Origin of the sequence: Streptomyces sp. N50, from assembly GCF_033335955.1 — a bacterium.
In the GTDB taxonomy this organism is placed as follows: domain Bacteria; phylum Actinomycetota; class Actinomycetes; order Streptomycetales; family Streptomycetaceae; genus Streptomyces.
Map to the genome: position 1 here is coordinate 9,069,510 of NZ_CP137549.1, position 18,022 is coordinate 9,087,531.

Annotated in this window: 14 protein-coding genes and 1 pseudogene; 7 read left to right on the forward strand and 8 right to left on the reverse strand. The window is 69.9% G+C overall.

The features are described from left to right. Positions 1–155 precede the first annotated feature (155 nt). The 3 genes and pseudogenes from R2B38_RS40230 to R2B38_RS40240 all read left to right on the forward strand — a co-directional run. The gene (locus tag R2B38_RS40230) at positions 156–2,471 is read left to right on the forward strand and encodes an ATP-binding protein (RefSeq protein WP_318020729.1); all 2,316 of its coding nucleotides are present in this window, start codon (positions 156–158) and stop codon (positions 2,469–2,471) included. An 18-nt stretch (positions 2,472–2,489) separates the two neighbouring features. After that, on the forward strand, positions 2,490–3,485 hold the full coding sequence (locus R2B38_RS40235; RefSeq protein WP_318020730.1) for an MEDS domain-containing protein: 996 nt from the start codon (positions 2,490–2,492) through the stop codon (positions 3,483–3,485). Between the two features lie 143 nt (positions 3,486–3,628). Next, positions 3,629–4,060, forward strand: a pseudogene (locus R2B38_RS40240) (ATP-binding protein); the annotation flags it as partial. Between the two features lie 350 nt (positions 4,061–4,410). Here R2B38_RS40240 and R2B38_RS40245 read toward each other — a convergent pair. Genes R2B38_RS40245 through R2B38_RS40255 form a run of 3 tightly spaced genes read right to left on the reverse strand, consistent with a single transcriptional unit; the run spans position 4,411 to position 6,394 of the window. Next, entirely contained in the window at positions 4,411–5,118 is a 708-nt protein-coding gene (locus tag R2B38_RS40245) for a phosphatase PAP2 family protein (RefSeq protein WP_318020731.1), read from the reverse strand. Further along, complete coding sequence (locus R2B38_RS40250; protein ID WP_411978533.1) at positions 5,115–5,720, reverse strand: phosphatase PAP2 family protein; 606 nt, start codon at positions 5,718–5,720, stop codon at positions 5,115–5,117. The genes R2B38_RS40245 and R2B38_RS40250 overlap by 4 nt, the downstream gene beginning before the upstream one ends. Next, positions 5,717–6,394: a DedA family protein gene (locus R2B38_RS40255; RefSeq protein ID WP_318020732.1), complete on the reverse strand. Its 678-nt coding sequence runs from the start codon at positions 6,392–6,394 to the stop codon at positions 5,717–5,719. Before R2B38_RS40255 ends, R2B38_RS40250 begins: the two co-directional genes overlap by 4 nt. Positions 6,395–6,604: 210 nt before the next feature. Here R2B38_RS40255 and efeU point away from each other — a divergent pair, with 210 nt between their 5' ends. From efeU to R2B38_RS40270, 3 genes are all read left to right on the forward strand, one after another. Then, positions 6,605–8,635 carry an iron uptake transporter permease EfeU gene (gene efeU / locus R2B38_RS40260; RefSeq protein WP_318021913.1) on the forward strand — a complete coding sequence of 677 codons (2,031 nt, stop codon included), beginning with the start codon at positions 6,605–6,607 and terminating at the stop codon, positions 8,633–8,635. Between the two features lie 56 nt (positions 8,636–8,691). Next, complete coding sequence (gene efeB, locus R2B38_RS40265) at positions 8,692–9,963, forward strand: iron uptake transporter deferrochelatase/peroxidase subunit (protein WP_318020733.1); 1,272 nt, start codon at positions 8,692–8,694, stop codon at positions 9,961–9,963. 147 nt (positions 9,964–10,110) lie between these two features. After that, the gene (locus R2B38_RS40270; protein ID WP_318020734.1) at positions 10,111–11,271 is read left to right on the forward strand and encodes a HoxN/HupN/NixA family nickel/cobalt transporter; all 1,161 of its coding nucleotides are present in this window, start codon (positions 10,111–10,113) and stop codon (positions 11,269–11,271) included. 3 nt (positions 11,272–11,274) lie between these two features. Here the strand turns inward: R2B38_RS40270 and R2B38_RS40275 are convergent, their stop codons facing one another. The 5 genes from R2B38_RS40275 to R2B38_RS40295 form a co-directional block, all read right to left on the reverse strand. Then, a complete protein-coding gene (locus R2B38_RS40275) occupies positions 11,275–11,535 on the reverse strand; it encodes a hypothetical protein (protein ID WP_318020735.1) in 261 nt (86 codons plus the stop codon). A gap of 44 nt (positions 11,536–11,579) precedes the next feature. Next, positions 11,580–12,539 carry a hypothetical protein gene (locus tag R2B38_RS40280; protein ID WP_318020736.1) on the reverse strand — a complete coding sequence of 320 codons (960 nt, stop codon included), beginning with the start codon at positions 12,537–12,539 and terminating at the stop codon, positions 11,580–11,582. A gap of 11 nt (positions 12,540–12,550) precedes the next feature. Next, the gene (locus R2B38_RS40285; protein ID WP_318020737.1) at positions 12,551–14,023 is read right to left on the reverse strand and encodes an APC family permease; all 1,473 of its coding nucleotides are present in this window, start codon (positions 14,021–14,023) and stop codon (positions 12,551–12,553) included. Between the two features lie 223 nt (positions 14,024–14,246). Beyond that, entirely contained in the window at positions 14,247–15,650 is a 1,404-nt protein-coding gene (gene sthA, locus R2B38_RS40290; protein ID WP_318020738.1) for a Si-specific NAD(P)(+) transhydrogenase, read from the reverse strand. Positions 15,651–15,756: 106 nt separating this feature from the next. After that, the gene (locus R2B38_RS40295) at positions 15,757–15,945 is read right to left on the reverse strand and encodes a hypothetical protein (RefSeq protein WP_318020739.1); all 189 of its coding nucleotides are present in this window, start codon (positions 15,943–15,945) and stop codon (positions 15,757–15,759) included. Positions 15,946–16,098: 153 nt separating this feature from the next. Between R2B38_RS40295 and R2B38_RS40300 the strand changes: the two genes are divergently transcribed. After that, on the forward strand, positions 16,099–17,934 hold the full coding sequence (locus R2B38_RS40300) for a glycoside hydrolase family 15 protein (protein ID WP_318020741.1): 1,836 nt from the start codon (positions 16,099–16,101) through the stop codon (positions 17,932–17,934). Positions 17,935–18,022 lie beyond the last annotated feature (88 nt).

Below are 18,022 nucleotides of genomic sequence, written 5' to 3' on the forward strand. Positions count from 1 at the left end.
ATCCACTGGTGATCGCCATGCGACAGATTTCGTGCACATTCCGTCAGGAAAGCGCCTTCAGGTGGCAATGCCGGGCTGTGGATGCTTCATCCACGTACCGCGCCTAGAGTTCTTGAAGTCCACTTTCGGAGGCGGGACCGATTGTGCAGGTATCCGTGACAAGGCAGAACATCGGCCGACCCGTCAGGGCGTCGAGTTTCGTCGGCCGGCGTCAGGAGACCGCCGAGGTCAAGCGTCTGGTGGCCGCCCACAGACTGGTGAGCCTGACCGGGACGGCCGGTGTCGGCAAGACCCGGCTGGTGCTGCACGCCGTGCCCCGGCTGGCGCGGGCGTTCGCCGACGGGGTGCACATCGTGCAGCTGGCCGGTGTGCGGGACGCCTCGCTCGTGCCGCTCGCCCTGATCGAGGCGCTCAACATCCGTGACGTGTCCGGCCGTTCACCGGTGCGGGTCCTCGTCGACCATCTCCAGGACCGGGAGTCGCTGCTCGTCCTGGACAACTGCGAACACCTGGCGGACGCGTGCGCGCGGCTCGTCGAGACACTGCTCGCCGAGACCGCGGCGGTGCGGGTGCTGGCCACCAGCAGACATCCGCTGGACGTGACCGCCCAACACGTCCTGGAAGTACAGCCGTTGGCGACTCCGACGCCGGGCGAGCCGCTGCCGCCGAGACCCGCGCTGGAGTACCCGGCGCTGGCCCTCTTCGCCGACCGGGCCGCCGCCGTCCTGCCCGGGTTCTCCCTCACCGAGGCCAACCAGGACGCGGTGGCCGCCCTGTGCCGCCGGCTGGACGGGCTGCCGCTCGCGATCGAACTGGCGGCGGTACGGATGCGCGCCCTCGGAGTGCGGCAACTGCTCGAACGCCTCGACCGCCGCTACCGGTTGCTGGCCGACAGTACAGGCGATGACGACACTCTGGCGCGCCACCGCACCCTGCGCGCGGCCGTCGACTGGAGCCACGACCTGTGCACCCGGGAGGAGCAGACGGTGTGGGCGCGCGCCTCCGCCTTCGCCGGGAGCTTCGACCTGGGCGCGGCCGAGGAGGTCTGTGCCGGGCCCGGTCTCGACCGCGACGAACTGGTGGACGCCGTGGCCGGGTTGGTCGACAAGTCGCTGCTGGTCCGGGACGGCGACGCCGTCCATGCCCGGTACCGGATGCTGGAGTCGATCCGCCAGTACGGCCTCGACCGGCTCCGCGAGGACGGGGCAGGCGCGGAGGAGGCGGCCCGGCGCCGGGTGCGGGACTGGTGCCTGGACTTCGTCGAGGAGTGCGAGGAGCGCTGGTTCGGCCCCGACCAGCCGGAGTTGGTACGGCGGCTGCACGCGGAGTCGGACCTGATCCGCTCGGCGTTCGAGTTCTGCCTGAACACACCGGGGGAGCTGCGGGCCGGGCTGAAGCTGGCCGGGCACCTGTGGTTCTTCTGGTTCGCGACCGGCGCCCTGGTCGAGGGCAGGTACTGGCTGGAGCGCCTGCTCGCCGCCGCCCCCGAGCCGACCGTCGCACGCGCCCGCGCCCTGTGGGCCCTCGCCCTGATGCTGCTCAGCCAGGGCAACGCCGTTCGCGCCGCACCCCTGGTCGAGGAGGCACGCGAACTCGCCCTGCGGCTGGGCGACGAGGCCGAGGTGGCGCACACCTTCTTCGGCCGCGGCGGTGCCCTCCTGATCAGCGGCGACTACGCGCGGGCGCGGGCCGTGTACGAGGAGGCACTCGCCCTCCCGCCGCGCGAGGGCGAGTCGATGAGCCTCGTCGGCTTCAAGTACGTGGAACTGGCCCATGTCCTCGCGATCCAGGGCGAGTTCGACCGTGCCATGGCCCTGTGCGAGGAGTTCCGGCAGGTCTGCCTCACCTACGGCGAACAGTGGATCCACTCCTACCTCCTGCGTATCCTCGCCTTCGCCGAGTGGGCCAAGGGCGACCAGGTCGCGGCCAGGGTCCACGCCCGGGAGTGCCTACGGCTCAAGCGGGCGGTCGGTGACGTGTTCGGCATCGGCATGACGCTGGAACTGCTCGCCGCCGTCAACGCCCGCGAGGGCGAGGGGCGTTCCGCCGCCGTCCTGCTGGGCGCCGCCAAACGGATCTGGCAGGACGCCCACGTCGCACTGGACCGCACCCCGTCCCACGGCCCGGTGCGCACCGAGGCCGAGGAAGGCGCCCGCGCACTGCTGGGCGAGGGCTTCAAGTGCGCCTACCGCGAGGGCCTCGAACTCACCTCGGACCACGCGGTGGCCTACGCGCTGGGGGAGCGGGAGTCCGCGCCCCGGCCGGTGCTCGACAGCCCGCTCACCCGCCGCGAGACGGAGGTCGCCGAACTGATCGCCGAAGGGTTGACCAACCAGCAGATCGCCGACCGGCTGGTCGTCGCGCTGCGCACGGCGGAGGGCCATGTGGAGCGCATCCTCAGCAAGTTGGGCTTCACCTCGCGCAGCCAGGTCGCCGTCTGGGCACAGGCGCGCCGGGCCACCCGCCCCTGAGAGAAGGAAGGCAGACCGATGGCACTCGGACAACCCACCTCACTCACCCGACCCGTCGCACCCGTCCCCGGTGTGAAGCACCACGCCGGCATCCACTCGTCCGACGAGGAGTTCCTGGCGGTGGTGGTGCCGTTCCTCAGGGACGGCATCGTCGCCGAGGAGGAACCGGACCCGGTAGTCATCACCACCCCGCGCAAACTGGACCTGCTGCGGGACGCGCTCGGCCCGGACGCCCGCCAGGTCGACTTCCGCGACTCCGCCCGCTGGTACCGCGGCAGCCCCGCCAACAGCATGGCCACCGCCCTCGACTACTACGTCACACACGCGAGCCCCGAGGGCCTGCTCCACATGACGGGCGAGCCGGTCTGGGACGGCCGTACGCCGCGCCAGATCCCCGAGTGGAAGCGGTACGAGGCCCTGGCCACCGAGCTCTTCACCGGCGCGCCGCCCGATCTGATGTGCCTGTACGACACCCGGACCGCACCGCCGGACGTCGTCGACGCCGCCCGGCACACCCACCCGACGGAACTCAACCGGCAGGGCGTCCAGCGCAGTTCGCTCTTCACGGAGCCCGCCGTCTACGCGACCCAGGGCCTCGGCCCGCTGCCCGCACCGCCCCGGGACGCGGTCGGCGTCCGCCTCGACGGGGACCTGACCGCCGGTCACCGGTTCGCGGCGGACCAGGCAAGGGCGCGCGGGATGGCCCCCGACGAGGCGGCCCGCTTCGGGCAGGCCGTGTCCGGCGCCACGCGGTATGCCGCCTCCCAGGGCTGCGACCGCGCACACCTGCGGCTGTGGTCGACCCGGCAGCGCGTCGTCTGCGAACTGCGCACCCCGCGCGGCCGGATCACCGATCCTTTCCTCGGCTTCCGGCCGCCGGGTGCCGAAGTGCGGCCGGAGGACGGGCTCTGGCACACCCGCCAGGTCTGCGAGTTCGTGGACATGAGGTCCGGTGACGGGGCGAAGGAGGGGTGGACCATCCGTATGGAGACGGCTCTCGTATCGGCAGGTTGACGAACCGGTCCGCGGATTCGGGTAGTTCCCCCCGCGCCTCGAAGGGCAGGGCGGACGCATGGTGGACAGGAGGCCGGGTCTGTTGGCGGACCCGGCCTCGCACCGCACGAGCCGAACGCCCCAGGGGCCGAAGGGAAACGACCATGCCGAACGACCGTCCACGCGGCCTGCCGACCGTGGGCGACGGCTGCACCACGATCCTGGGCCCGGGAAAGTCCTCGGTCCGCCAGGCCAGGGAACTCGTCCGCAAGCGGCTCGCCGAGTACGGCCTCCAGAGCCTGGTGGACATCGCCGAACTGCTGGTCAGTGAACTGGCCACCAACGCCGTCGTGCACGCGGGCGGCCGCTACCGGCTCACCCTGTCCCTCGGCGTCGGCATCCTGCGCTGCGAGGTCGCGGACGAGCGGCGACACCTTCCCCGGCCGCCGCACCGGCGGGTCGAACGCGACGACGGCCTTGATGACGACCTGGATGACGACCTTGACGTGGACCTCGACAGCGAGAACGGCCGCGGGCTGTTCCTGGTCGACGCGCTCGCCCACCGGTGGGGCAGCCGGTTCGTGGAGGAGGGCAAGGAGGTCTGGTTCGAGCTGGAGATCGACGCGTCGGACAGCACGGGTGACGACGGGGCGAAGACAGATGTGCACCTTCCGGCACCGGCCGGGCCACGGGCTCAAGTGGAGCACGGCTGCGCCGAGTTGGATCACGAGCGGGCGGACCACCACTACAGCCCTGACGGCGACCGCACCGAGGACCTCGGACTGCTCGGCCGGTACCGCCCACGGCGTCCGGCGCCGGGCACGGTGTCCCGGGCCCCCCGGTTCGGCACCGGCCGCCATTTCCGCTTGAGCACACCTATCGCTTTGAGCACGCCTACGGGTTGCAGCACGTCTACGGGTTGCAGCACGGCTACCGGTGAGCACGTCTACGGGCGGGTCCGCTCACGCGGTGGTCCCGTGCTGGGACCTGCCGGATCCACCCCGTCGGCTGTCAGGCGCGTCGGCAGCCACCAGGCCGCCGCGCACACGCACACCCCGAGCCAGCCGACGGCGAACAGCCAGCCACCGACCACATCCGTGAACCAGTGCACGCCCAGATACACCCGGGTCAGCCCGACCAGCGCGCCCCAGCAGCCGACGGCCAGGCAGAGCAGGGTTCTGCCGTGCGGGGCGCGCACGGATATCGCGAGGATCAACAGTCCGGCGGTGAGCGCCGCCGTGGTGGTGTGGCCGGAGGGGAAGGACCAGCCCGAGGCGTGCGTGGCCCAGTTGCCCAGCGCCGGGCGGGGCCGTGAGACCAGTTCCATCACGCCGTAGCGCAGGCCCTGGCCGGTGGCGAGGCAGGCCGGGGCCAGGGTCGCGGCGAGGAGGCGTTGGCGGGCGGTGCGGCCGGTGAGGAGTCCGGCGAGGATCAGGAGCGCGTACGGGATGACGCCCGTGCCGGTCGCGGTCAGACCGCGGGCCACCGCGAGCGCCACGTCCGGGCGGTGCGCGACGGACCAGGACACCGCGTCCTCGTCCCCGAAGAGCGGGGCGCCCCCGTGCCCGAGCACCACCATGCTCAGCACGGCGAACGCGGTCCAGGCGCCGAGGCCCGTGCTGCCCGCCAATTCGGAGACGTCCTTGCGGTTCACGACACCAGCAGCGGTCGCAGCCGGGTGGCCGTGATCCGCCGGGTCAGGGAGCCGGGGTGCCGCTTCACCAGGACCATGGCGCCGAGCGCCAGCAGCGCGCCGACCGCCACGCCCGCCACGACGTCGTGCGGATAGTGGACCCCGACCCAGACCCGGGAGAGGGCCATCGCGAGCGCGGCCACGGCGGCGACCGCACCGAGGCGGCGGGAGACGAAGAACAGGGCGACCGCGGCCGCCGCCGCGATGGTCGCGTGGTTACTCGGGAAGGACCAGTCGCCCCGCACCGGACACGCCTCCAGGGTGACCACCCGGAGGGTCTGACAGGGCCGGCTCTCCCGCACCGCCGACTTGAGCAGCGAGTCGATGCCGTACGCGGCGACCACGACCACCGGCACGGCCAGCGCCGTCACCGCCGCCTCGGCACCGACCCGGCGCGCCCGCCACCAGCCCACGACCATCAGCACGGCGAACACCGCGAGCCCGTACGTCGACCACGCCGAGATCGCACCGTCCAGCCAACCGGGCGCGTGCTGGGCGGAGTTGACCACATCCGTGTACTCCTCGCCGTCGATCGACGATCCCTGGAAGGCGACGAGGATCATCCGCGCACCTCCCCGGCCTTCGCCGCCCGGGACGCCTTGCGGGAGCGGTACACCTCGGCGGCGAGTGGCAGCAGCGACACGACCACGATCACGGCGACCATGGGCAGGAGGTACTTGTCGACGTTCGGGATCGAGGAACCCAGCGCGTACCCGGCGAGCGTCAGCCCGAGGCTCCACACCAGACCACCGGCCACCTGCCACACGGTGAACGTCCGCACGGGCACCCCGAGCGCGCCCGCCACGGGGTTCAGCACCGTCCGTACGACGGGCACGAAGCGCGCCAGAACCACCGCCTTCGCGTAGCCGTACCGCTCCAGCAACTCCTCGGCCCGCCGGGCGCCTTCGTGCAGGCGGGCCGAGCGGCTGCGGGCGAGCAGCGCGCCGCCCGCCTTCCGGCCGAGCAGATACCCGCACTGCGCCCCGGCGAGCGCGCCCACCGCCGCCGCGACCAGCAGGGGCGGCAACGACAGCTTCACGGCTCTGTCGGCGCCGCCGGAGCACAGCAGACCCGCCGTGAACAGCAGGGAGTCACCGGGCAGGAAGAACCCGATCAGCAGCCCCGTCTCGGCGAACATCACCACGCCGACACCCAGCACACCGAAGGCGGCCAGCAGTGACCTGGCGTCCAGCACGTTCACCGCGAGCTGGGATGCCAGGTCCAGGGGTGTGGTCATCGGCGCGCGCCCTTCCGCAGGTATGACTACGAACGTTTCTGACTACAAATCTGTAGACGGTCTACTCAACTGTAGACGATTGCAGAGGGCGAGGAGTTCCGCACTTTTGCCCGGTCGTTGCCGATTCATGACTGATCGACTACACGCATGTAGTCATGATGGTCGGCGAAGTAAGGCATGCCTGCACTAACTCAGGAGGGGTCGCACCCGATGTGGGACGACGCGTTTCCGAGCTTTCTGATCGGGCTGCGGGAGGGGCTGGAGGCGGGACTCATCGTCTCGATCCTGGTCGCCACCCTCGTCCGTGCCGACGCCAAGTCCCGGCTCCCGCAGGTGTGGACGGGGGTCCTGGCCGCGATCGCCCTCGCGCTGAGCTTCGGCGCCGTCCTCACCTTCACCGCGGCGAACCTCTCCGCCACGGCCCAGGAGGCCTTCGGCGGTGTCCTCAGCGTGATCGCCGTCGCGTTCGTCACCGCGATGGTGTTCTGGATGCGCCGCTCGGCCCGTACCTTCTCCGGCGAGATCAAGGAGAAGGTGACCGGCGCGCTCGGCATGGGCGCGGGCGTGCTGATGCTCACCTCGTTCCTCGCGGTGGGCCGCGAGGGCCTGGAGACGGCCCTGTTCCTGTGGACCACGGCCCGCGCGGCCGGCGAGTCGGCCGGCCCCCTGGCCGGCGCCGCTATCGGGCTGGTCCTCGCGGCGGCCCTGTGCTGGGGCCTCTATCGCCGCGTCCTCAGAATCAACCTGACGAAGTTCTTCACCGCCACCGGCGTCGTCCTCATCGTCATCGCGGCCGGTGTCCTCGGTTACGGACTGCGCGACCTCCAGGAGGGCGGCGTCCTCCCCGGCCTGACCTCCTACGCCTTCGACCTGAGCGGCAGCGTCGACGCGGGCTCCTGGTACAGCACCCTCATCCAGGGCGTGTTCAACCTGATGCCCACGATGACCTGGCTGCAAGTGGTGGGCTACGTCGGCTACTTGGCGGTGGTGATGCCGCTGTTCGTGCGAGGTGTGAAGACGAATTCGCCCGAACCCGCCCCCGCGACCGCCGAGTCGAGCGAGCCCGTCCCGTCGCCGCGCCGCCGGCCTGTCTGGGTCGTCCCGGTCGCCGTGGTGGCCGTACCGGCGGTCGTGGCCGGTCTCGTCGTCGCCGTCTCCCGCCCCAAGCCGGCGAGTTCGGAGACGGTGGCCGTCTCCGAGACGGAGTGCGGCAAGGGTTTCACCGCGCCCGACACCGGCCGCCAGACCTTCCAGATGCACAACACCGGCGACAAGACCGCCGAGGTGTACCTGATCGACCCCGCCACCAACGCGGTCTACGGCGAGGTCGAGGGGCTCGCTCCCGGCACCACCCGGGACCTGGTCGCCACCGTCGCGGGAGGGTCGTACGCCTGGCGCTGCGTACCCACCGGCGCGAAGGCCGTCACCTCCGCCACGGTCCATGTCAGCGGTGGGGGAGGCGCGGTGAAGGCGGTCGTCCCCGTCTCCGAGAAGGACCTGGCCGCACCCCTGAAGGCCTACAAGGCGTACGTCGACCAGGGCCTGGCCACGCTCGTCACCCAGACCCGGCAGCTCAGCGACGACATCGCCGGCAACCACCTCGCCAAGGCGCGCACGGACTGGCTGACCGCGCACCGCACGTACTCCTCCCTCGGTGCGGCCTACGGCACCTTCGAGGACTTCGACCAGAAGATCAACGGCAGGGCCGACGGGCTGGCCGGGGGCGTTCAGGACAAGGACTTCGCGGGCTTTCACCGCATCGAGTACGGGCTCTGGCACGGCCAGTCGGCGGCCGAGTTGAAGGTGCCCGCACAGCAACTCGCCGCAGCGGTGGTGGGGTTGCGGAAGGCGTTCCCGACTCAGGACTTCGACCCGGGGGACCTGCCGCTGCGGGCCCACGAAATCCTGGAGAACGCCCTGCAGTTCGAGCTGACCGCCGACACCGACGAGGGCAGCGGCACCAACCTCGCGACCGTCGACAGCAACCTCGCGGGCACGCGTGAGCTGCTCACCGTACTCAAGCCGCTGCTGACCAAGGAGTCGCCGAAGCTGCTCCCCGGCGTCGACGCCGACATCGCCCGGCTGCAGAAGCTCCTCGACTCGGCTCACCGGGGCGGGAGTTGGACGCCGGTCGAGCAGTTGGACGGTACGACGAAGGCGCAACTGGACGGTGCCACCGGGCAGTTGCTGGAGGATCTGGCACCGGTGCCGGACCTGCTGGAGATCAGGAAGTCCGCCTGATGAGTACCGAGAACACGCCTGGCTCCGAGAACGCGCGCAATGAAGGGACCCGTCCGATGCAGTCCGCCGAAACCCCTGGCTGTCCGGCCGGAGCCGGCCGTCGCTCCTTCGTGCGGACGGCGCTCGGTGCCGGGGCCGCCGGGGCGGTGCTGGCCGGCGGAGCCTTCGCGCTGGCCGAGACCGGCGGGAGTACCGAGGCGCAGGCCGCGGACACGACCGACGCCGCCAAGGTGCCCTTCCACGGCACCCACCAGGCCGGCATCCTCACCCCCGCCCCGGCCGCCGCGACCTTCGTCTCCCTCGACGTGATCGCCGACAACCGGGCCGAACTGACCGAGCTGCTGCGGACGATCACCGAACGGGCCCGGTTCCTCACCTCCGGCGGTACCCCCGCCGACCTCGGCGTCGGCGCGCCGCCCGCCGACAACGGCATCCTCGGACCGGACGTACCAGCCGACGCCCTCACGGTCACCGTCGGTGTGGGCGCGTCCCTCTTCGACGACCGGTACGGACTCGCCAAGGCCAAGCCGCGTCGGCTGACCCCGATGAAGACGTTCCCGAACGACAACCTGCGCGCCGCCGAGTGCCACGGCGACCTGTCGCTCCAGGTGTGCGGCGCCCGCCAGGACACGGTGCTGCACGCGCTGCGGGACATCGCCCGGCACACCCGCGGCGGCATGCAGATCAAGTGGCGCATAGACGGCTTCCAGAACACCCCGCGCCCCACCGGCGCCCAGCGCAACCTGCTCGGCTTCAAGGACGGCATAGCCAACCCGGACGTGAAGTCCACCCGCGAGACCGACCGGCTGATCTGGGTCGGCGACGGGCAGGACGAACCGGCCTGGGCGAGCGGCGGCAGCTACCAGGTGATCCGGATCATCCGCATGCTCGTCGAGTTCTGGGACCGGGTCTCGCTCAGCGAGCAGGAGCTGATGTTCGGCCGCCGCAAGGACACCGGCGCCCCGCTGGACGGTGCCAAGGAGACGGACATCCCGCACTACGCCAAGGACCCCAAGGGCACGGCGATCCCGCTCGACGCGCACATCCGCCTCGCCAACCCGCGCACCGCCGCCACCGACACCTCGCGCATCCTGCGCCGCGGCTACAACTACGACCGGGGCATCGACGCCGTGGGCAACCTCGACATGGGCCTGGTCTTCTGCTGCTACCAGCAGGACGTGCGGCGGCAGTTCGAGGCGACCCAGACCAGATTGATCGACGAGCCTCTTGTCGACTACATCTCTCCGACCGGTGGCGGTTACTTCTACGCGCTGCCGGGTGTGAAGGACGCCAAGGACTGGCTCGGCAGGGGTTTGATGGCGACCTGACCAGGGATTTTTCCTCCCTTTGGGCAAGACCTGCCGTGGACTTTACTGACCGTTACTGCGAACAGGTTGCAGGTACGGAAGGATGGCACGAGGTTGCTCGCGGCAACCGCACAGCCACACCCGTACCCGGAAGAAAGACCCTCCTAGATGACGGCCGCCCCTGAATCCACGTCGACCCTCCCCGTCACGGCCGGCGCGAAGCCCTCGCTCTGGCACCGCGTCCGTACGTCGATGACGCGGCAGGAGTGGACCCGGGTCGGCGGGATGGCCGCGTTCGTGCTGGGGCTGCACGTGATCGGCTGGTTCACGCTCGTGTGGATCGTGGCGCCGGGGCACTACAGCGTCGGCGAGAAGTCCTTCGGCATCGGCATGGGCGTCACCGCGTACACGCTCGGTATGCGGCACGCGTTCGACGCGGACCACATCGCGGCGATCGACAACACGACCCGAAAGCTGATGAGCGAGGGGCAGCGACCGCTGTCGGTGGGCTTCTGGTTCTCGCTCGGCCACTCCAGCATCGTCTTCGGCCTGACCCTCCTGCTCTCCCTCGGCGTGAAGGCCCTGGCCAACCCGGTCCGCGACGACAACTCCCAACTCCACGACGTCACCGGCCTGATCGGTACGACCGTCTCGGGCACGTTCCTCTACGTCATCGCGGGCATCAACCTCGTCATCATGGCGGGCATCTGGAAGGTGTTCCGCCAGATGCGCTCCGGGCACTACGACGAGGCCGCGCTGGAGGAGCAGTTGAACAACCGGGGCTTCATGAACCGCATCCTCGGCCGCTTCATGAAGTCGATCACCAAGTCCTGGCAGATGTACCCACTGGGCCTGCTCTTCGGCCTCGGCTTCGACACGGCGACCGAGATCGCGCTGCTGGTGCTCGCCGGTTCGGGCGCCGCGTCCGGCCTGCCCTGGTACGCGATCCTGTGCCTGCCGGTGCTGTTCGCCGCCGGTATGTCGCTCCTCGACACGATCGACGGCACGTTCATGAACTTCGCCTACGGCTGGGCCTTCTCCAAGCCGGTCCGCAAGGTCTACTACAACCTCACGATCACCGGGCTGTCCGTCGCCGTCGCCCTGATCATCGGCACGGTCGAACTCCTGGGCCTGTTCGCCGAGAAGCTCGACCTCCACGGCTTCTTCTGGGACTGGGTCGCGGGCCTCGACCTCAACGTCATCGGCTTCCTCATCGTCGGCCTGTTCTTCGCGACCTGGATCGTGGCCCTGCTGGTCTGGAAGTTCGGCCGCATCGAGGACAAGTGGACTGCGCACCTGGCCCAACCGGCGGAACAGCCCGCGGAATAACGGCTATTCAGCGGCGAGCTCCGCAAGCTGTTCGGCGGCGGTCGCACTCCCGCCATCCGACAGCCGCCGCAGCTCGGCCAACTCGCCCCGCTCGGCGGCGAGTTGAACAAGCTGTTCAACGGCGTCCGAGCTGCCGGTGTCGGCAAGCCGCCGCAACTCCTTCAAGTCCCCAAGCTCAGCGGCAAGTTGAACCAGCTCGTCCGAGGCGTCCACGTCCCCACCTCGGGCCCGCTCCCGCAGCGCGGCCAGCTCGGATTCAGCCATGAGGTACGACCTCCTTGTGCGGCGACTTTCGGCTCGTCCGAGTGTCACGTCCGCACCCCCAACTCCTTCCGCCACTTCACGATCTGCTTCTCCGCGTCCCCGGTGTACGACCACGGGGTCGTCGTCGCCCGGCGTCCCATCATCCCCAGGACCGTCGTCGAGATGTCCTTCGTGCCCGCGTAACAGGCCGCATGGGCAAGGTAGTTGAGGTCGCGGAGTTCGCCGGGCGGGAAGGGACCGTCCTCGCGGGCCGTGATCCAGCGCTGCCAGGTGCGGCGGACGTCGCTGACGGCGCCGTCATGGGTCCAGTGCTGGCCGAGGCCCACCGCCGCCTGGTGGCCCTTCGCCGCATCGAGGGCGTAGCGGTACTCCTCGACGCGGGCGTACTGCACCAGGACCGGCAGGGTGCAGCCGGGCGGTGCCACGCCCGCCGCGTCGCGGGCGAAGTCGTACATGAGGCCGTGGCTGCCGTGCCAGCGGGAGGAGTAGTAGTGGAGGACCTGGAGATGGCCCTCGACGCTGTAGGGGTCGCGGCGGTGCAACTCGTCCCACCAGCGGGCGAGTTCCTGGCGTCGTACGCCTGACGGATAGAGGCGGGCCACGGAGATCAGGGAGATCCACGGGGTGGGGTCGTCCGGGTACGCCTCCGAGGCCTGGAGGCAGGCCATGACGGCAGCGTCGATGCGGTTCCGGTCGATCGGCACGCCCCGGCCCGCCGCGATGGCCATGTTGAACGCTCGGGCCGTCTCCGTCGCCGCCCGCAGCGTGAGCGCGTCGCCGCTGTGGGGCTCGGCGGCCAGCCACGACTCGACCGTCGAACTGCTCGCGCAGGCCTGCGCGAGCGTCCGGACCCGGTGGCCCCGGCCCAGCCAGTGCGCGCCGGTGTTCCGCAGCAGGTCCCGCAGGCCCTGCCAGCGGCCGATGACGATGTCCTGGCGGGCCGAACTGAGCGGAGCGTCCCCGCAGTCGGGGTCGAACTCGGGGGTGTAGCGGTCTCGCGCCATCGGGGTGCCCCTCAGAAGTCGGTCGGGAGACCCTGATGGACCCGGGACTGTTCGGGCACGAAGTCGTCCGGGACGTAGTCCGTCTCGACGGTGTGCGCGGCGTCCAGGCGCGCGGGGCGGTAGTAGTCGCTGCCCTGCCTCCAGTACCAGACCATGGGGATCAGTCCCACGGCCAGGCCGCCCACGCCGATGGCGATCGCCGCGTCGCTCAGGCTGCTCAGCGACTCGACGAAGATCCAGAACATGAACAGGGCGCCGAACAGCGGCCACAGCCCGCCGAAGAGGAAGTTCGCCGCCGACTTGAAGAGCATCTTGCGGTACGCGACGACCACAGCGAGGCCCGCCAGGCCGTAGTACACGGCGATCTGCAGACCGATCGCCGAGATCGCGTCGGAGAGGATCTCGCCCACCGAACCGAGCGCGTTGGAGGCGATGAACATGACCAGCGCCACGCCTCCGACCACGGTGATGGCGACCCACGGGGTGTTCCAGGTGCGGTGCACCTTGCCCAGCGCGGCCGGCATCGTGCGGTCGCGGCCCATCGCGAACAGCGAGCGCGTGACCTGGATGAGGGTGGTCTCCAGGGTGGCGATGGTCGACAGCATCACCGCCACGATGAGCAACTTGCCGCCCCAGCCCGGCCACAGCTCGTCGCCGAGCACCGCCAGCACGTTGGCGTCGTTGTTCTCGATCTGCCGCGAGGTCAGGATGATGTTCACCGCGATGGTGAACACCTCGAAGAGCAGGAAGACGATGCCGACGCCGATCAGGCCCGCGAGTCCGGTCGTACGGCGGCTGTTGCGGGTCTCCTCGCTGAGGTTGCTGGTGACGTCCCAGCCCCAGTAGTAGAACGCGGCGATGAGCGCGCCCGACGCGAAGCCGGACACCCCGTCGAAGTGGCTGAAGCCCAGCCAGGACCAGTCGAAGGCGCGGGCGTTGTCGGAGTGGACGAGGGCGAACACCGCGAACAGCGCCAGGATGCTCAACTCCACACCGGACATGAGGAGTTGGGCCCGGACCGTGAGCCTGGCCCCGCCGAGTACGACAAGCAGCATGATGACGAACCACGCGGCGCCGACCACCGTCGACAACGCCGTGTTGTCCGCGAGGTCCTGGTCGAAGAGGGACAGTGTCATCGACCCGGCGGGCAGTGACCCGGCGACCATGAAGATGGTCGCGGAGACCACCAGGGCCCAGCCGCTGATGAAGCCGAGAAAGGGGTGGAGGGTGCGGCCCACCCAGGAGTAACTCGCCCCCGCGTTCACGTCGATGCGGCCGAGATAGCTGAACGCCAGCGCGATGCCCAGCATCGGTATCGCGCAGTAGAGGAGCGCCGCCGGGCTGGCCAGGCCGACCGCGCCGACCAGGACCGCGGTGGTCGCGGCGATCGAGTACGCCGGTGCGCTGCCCGCCACGGCCATCACCACGGTGTCGAACGTACCGAGGGCGTTGGCCTGCAGCCCTCTGCCCCTGTTGTTGCTCATGGTTGCGCTGCTTTCCGTCTTGCACGACGTGCGGAGTTGAGCGGACCGGCCGCGGACCCGGAGAGGGGTGGCCTCGGGTCAGTGGCCGGTCGGAACAACGAAAGGGAATGGCGGATACCGCTTAACCGCTGCGTCGGCGGACGGTCACACCGTGTGTGGGTGTGATGATAGCCCTACCTCTTGACCTTTCAAGATTGACCAGCGAGTAATCTCCTGTGAACGGTCAGTCGCCGAGTCGGTCGATCTGGCGCAGTTTGTTGGTCGCGTCGAGGGCGGCGACCTTGTAAGACTCCGCCAGCGTCGGGTAGTTGAAGACCGCGTCCACGAGGTAGTCGACCGTGCCGCCGCAGCCCATCACCGACTGGCCGATGTGAATGAGTTCCGTCGCGCCGGTGCCGAAGCAGTGCACGCCGAGCAGGGTGCGGTCCGTGGGGGAGACCAGCAGCTTGAGCATGCCGTGCGAGTCGCCGATGATCTGGCCGCGCGCGAGTTCGCGGTAGCGGGAGATGCCGACCTCGAACGGCACGCACTCCTCGGTGAGTTGGTCCTCCGTCTTCCCGATGAAACTGATCTCCGGGATGGTGTAGATGCCGATCGGCTGCCGGTCGTCGATCCGGTGCACCGGCTCACCGCAGGCGTGGTACGCGGCCGTACGGCCCTGTTCCATCGAGGTCGCCGCGAGGGCCGGGAAGCCGATGACGTCGCCGACGGCGTAGATGTGCGGCACCGTGGTACGGAAGTTCTCGTCGACGTCGATCCGGCCGCGCTTGTCGGCGGACAACCCGGCCTTGTCCAGGTCGAGTTCGTCGGTCAGGCCCTGCCGTCCCGCGGAGTACATCACGGCGTCGGCCGGGATCTTCTTGCCGCTCTCCAGCACGGTCAGCGTGCCGTTGGTGTGCCGCTCGACGGCGGCGACTGTCTCCCCGAAGCGGAAGGTGACGGCGAGGTCCCGCAGGTGGTACTTGAGCGACTCGATGACCTCCAGGTCGCAGAAGTCGAGCATCCCGGCGCGCTTCTCCACCACGGTGATCTTGCTGCCGAGCGCCGCGAACATCGAGGCGTACTCCATGCCGATCACGCCCGCGCCGACGATGACCATGGACCGCGGGACCTTGGGCAGGTCCAGCACGTTGTCGGAGTCCATGATGGTGCGCCCGTCGAACTCGACGGTGTCCGGCCGCGCGGGGCGGGTACCGGTGGCGATGATGATGTTCTCGGCCGTCAACAGCCGTTCGTGGCCGGTGATCTCGGTCAGCGCGACGGTGTGCGGGTCGACGAAGCGGCCCGTGCCGGCGAACAGGGAGACCTGGTTGCGGGACAACTGGTTGCGGATGACGTCCACTTCACGGCTGACCACGTGCTGCGTGCGCGCGGTGAGGTCGCCGACGGTGATGTCGTCCTTCAGGCGGTAGCTCTGCCCGTACAGATCGCGCTGGGTGAGACCGGTGAGATAGAGCACCGCCTCGCGCAACGTCTTGGAGGGGATGGTCCCGGTGTGGATGGAGACCCCGCCGACCATGTCGGGGCGGTCTACGACGGCGACCCGGCGGCCGAGCTTGGCCGCGGCGATGGCGGCCTTCTGGCCACCCGGTCCTGAACCGATGACAAGCATGTCGAAGTCGGGCACCTCCGGAGTCTGTCAGCCGGGGTGCCTTCTCCGAAAGGGTGAACGGGTAACCAGACGCCCACAAGACGGCTGGAGGTGCGGCTGGGGACGATGGCGGGAGGTGCGGCTAGGGAAGCAGCTTGTCCAGCGCCGCCGCCCCCTCCGCCTCGATCTTCCGCCGCGCCCACTCCAGATTCTCCGGAGTCACGTCCCGGCCGGCCGCGAGTACGACATCCTCCGGGGCCACCTCCGTACCGGTGCGGGCGTGCAGCAGGGCGTCCGGTGTGGCGCGGTCGTCGGGCTGTGCTGTCGACATGGTGCTTCCTCCCTGAGACTGGGCACGTGCCGTGGGTCCCACTCCCACGATTCCCCGCCCACCCTCAGTGTGCATCCGGAAGAGTGGCCGATCGAGAACCTGAACCTAAGCTGGAACCGGCCCCCGCGGGCCCGAACCAGGGAGGCTGCCGCGATGGTCGAGACCCCGCCCCACCAGGACACCCCCACCGGACCCGGATATCTGCCCATCGCCGAGCACGGCCTGATCGGCGATCTGCGCAGCGTGGCGCTGGTGGGGACCAACGGCACGATCGACTGGTACTGCTGCCCGTCCTTCGACGCCCCCAGCGTCTTCGCCGCGATCCTGGACGCGGAACGCGGCGGCTCCTTCGAGCTGGCCGCCTCCGTGCCCGCGCGCACCAAGCAGTTCTACTTCCCCGACACCAACGTCCTGATCACCCGGTTCTACACCGAGGAGGGCGTCGGCGAGGTCCAGGACTTCATGCCGGTGACCGGGGAGTCGGACGCGTCCGCCCGGCACCGGCTGATCCGGCGCGTGCTGTGCGTGCGCGGCTCGGTCCCCTTCCGGACCCGCGTCGCCCCGAGGTTTGACTACGGCGCCTCTCCCCACACCGCGCGGATGGTCGGCGACGTGGCGCTCTTCGAGTCCGCCGAGAGGTCCCTCGCGCTGACCGCCACCGTCCCCCTGGAATGCGACGACGTCGACGTGTGGGCCGACTTCAAGCTCGACGAGGGCGAGTCCGAGGTGTTCGCCCTCGACCAGGTCGACGGCGAGGTGACCTCCCGCCCCTGCGCCCGGCAGGAGGCCGAGGACGAGTTCGCCTCGACGGTCGCCTACTGGCGGCGCTGGATCTCCCAGTCCCGCTACCGGGGCCGCTGGCGCGAGATGGTCCACCGCTCCGCCCTCACCCTCAAACTGCTGACCTACGCCCCCACCGGCGCGATCGTCGCCGCCCCCACGACCAGCCTCCCCGAACAGCTCGGCGGCGAGCGCAACTGGGACTACCGCTACGTCTGGATCCGCGACGCCGCCTTCTGCGTCTACGCGCTCCTGCGCCTGGGCTTCACCGGCGAGGCAAAGGCGTTCATGCAGTTCGTCACCCGCTACATCAGCCCCGGCGACGGCAACCCGTCCGGCCCGCTCCAGATCATGTACGGCATCGACGGCCGCACCGAACTCACCGAACGCGAACTCCCGCACCTCGAAGGCCACCGGAAGTCCGCCCCGGTCCGCGTCGGCAACGCGGCGTCCGACCAGCTCCAACTCGACATCTACGGCGCCCTGATCGACTCCATCTACCTCTACGACAAGTGGGCCGAGCCCATCTCCAGCGCCCAGTGGGACGACGTGTGCGCCCTCGTCGACTGGGTCTGCGACAACTGGGACCAGCCCGACGAGGGCGTCTGGGAGACCCGCGGCGGCCGCAAGAACTTCCTCTACTCACGTCTGATGTGCTGGGTCGCGATCGAGCGCGCGATCCGCCTCGCCAACCGCCGCGGCCTGCCGGCCAACCTGCCGTACTGGGGCGCGTGCCGGGACACCATCTACCGCCGCATCATGGACCGCGGCTGGTCGGTCAAACGCCAGGCCTTCGTCCAGTACGAGGGCAGCGACGTCCTCGACGCCGCCCTGCTGATGATGCCGCTGGCGAAGTTCATCGCCCCCACCGACCCCAAGTGGCTCTCCACCCTGGACGCGTTGACCGAGGAACTGGTCTCCGACTCCCTCGTCTACCGCTACAACCCGCAGGCCAGCCCGGACGGCCTGCGCGGCGACGAGGGCACGTTCTCGATCTGCTCCTTCTGGTACGTCGAGGCCATGGTCCGCGCCGGCCGTGTCGACGAGGCCCGCCTCGCCTTCGAGAAGATGCTCACCTACGCCAACCATCTCGGCCTGTACGCCGAGGAGATCGGCCGCACCGGCGAGCAACAGGGCAACTTCCCGCAGGCGTTCACCCATCTCGCCCTGATCAGCGCCGCGTTCAACCTGGACAAGGCACTCGGCTGATCCGGCCGCGTTCGTCCGGGCCGCGCAACAAGTGTCACTGAGGCGTCACAGCACGCCGAGGCACCACAACCACCACGTCATGTCTCGT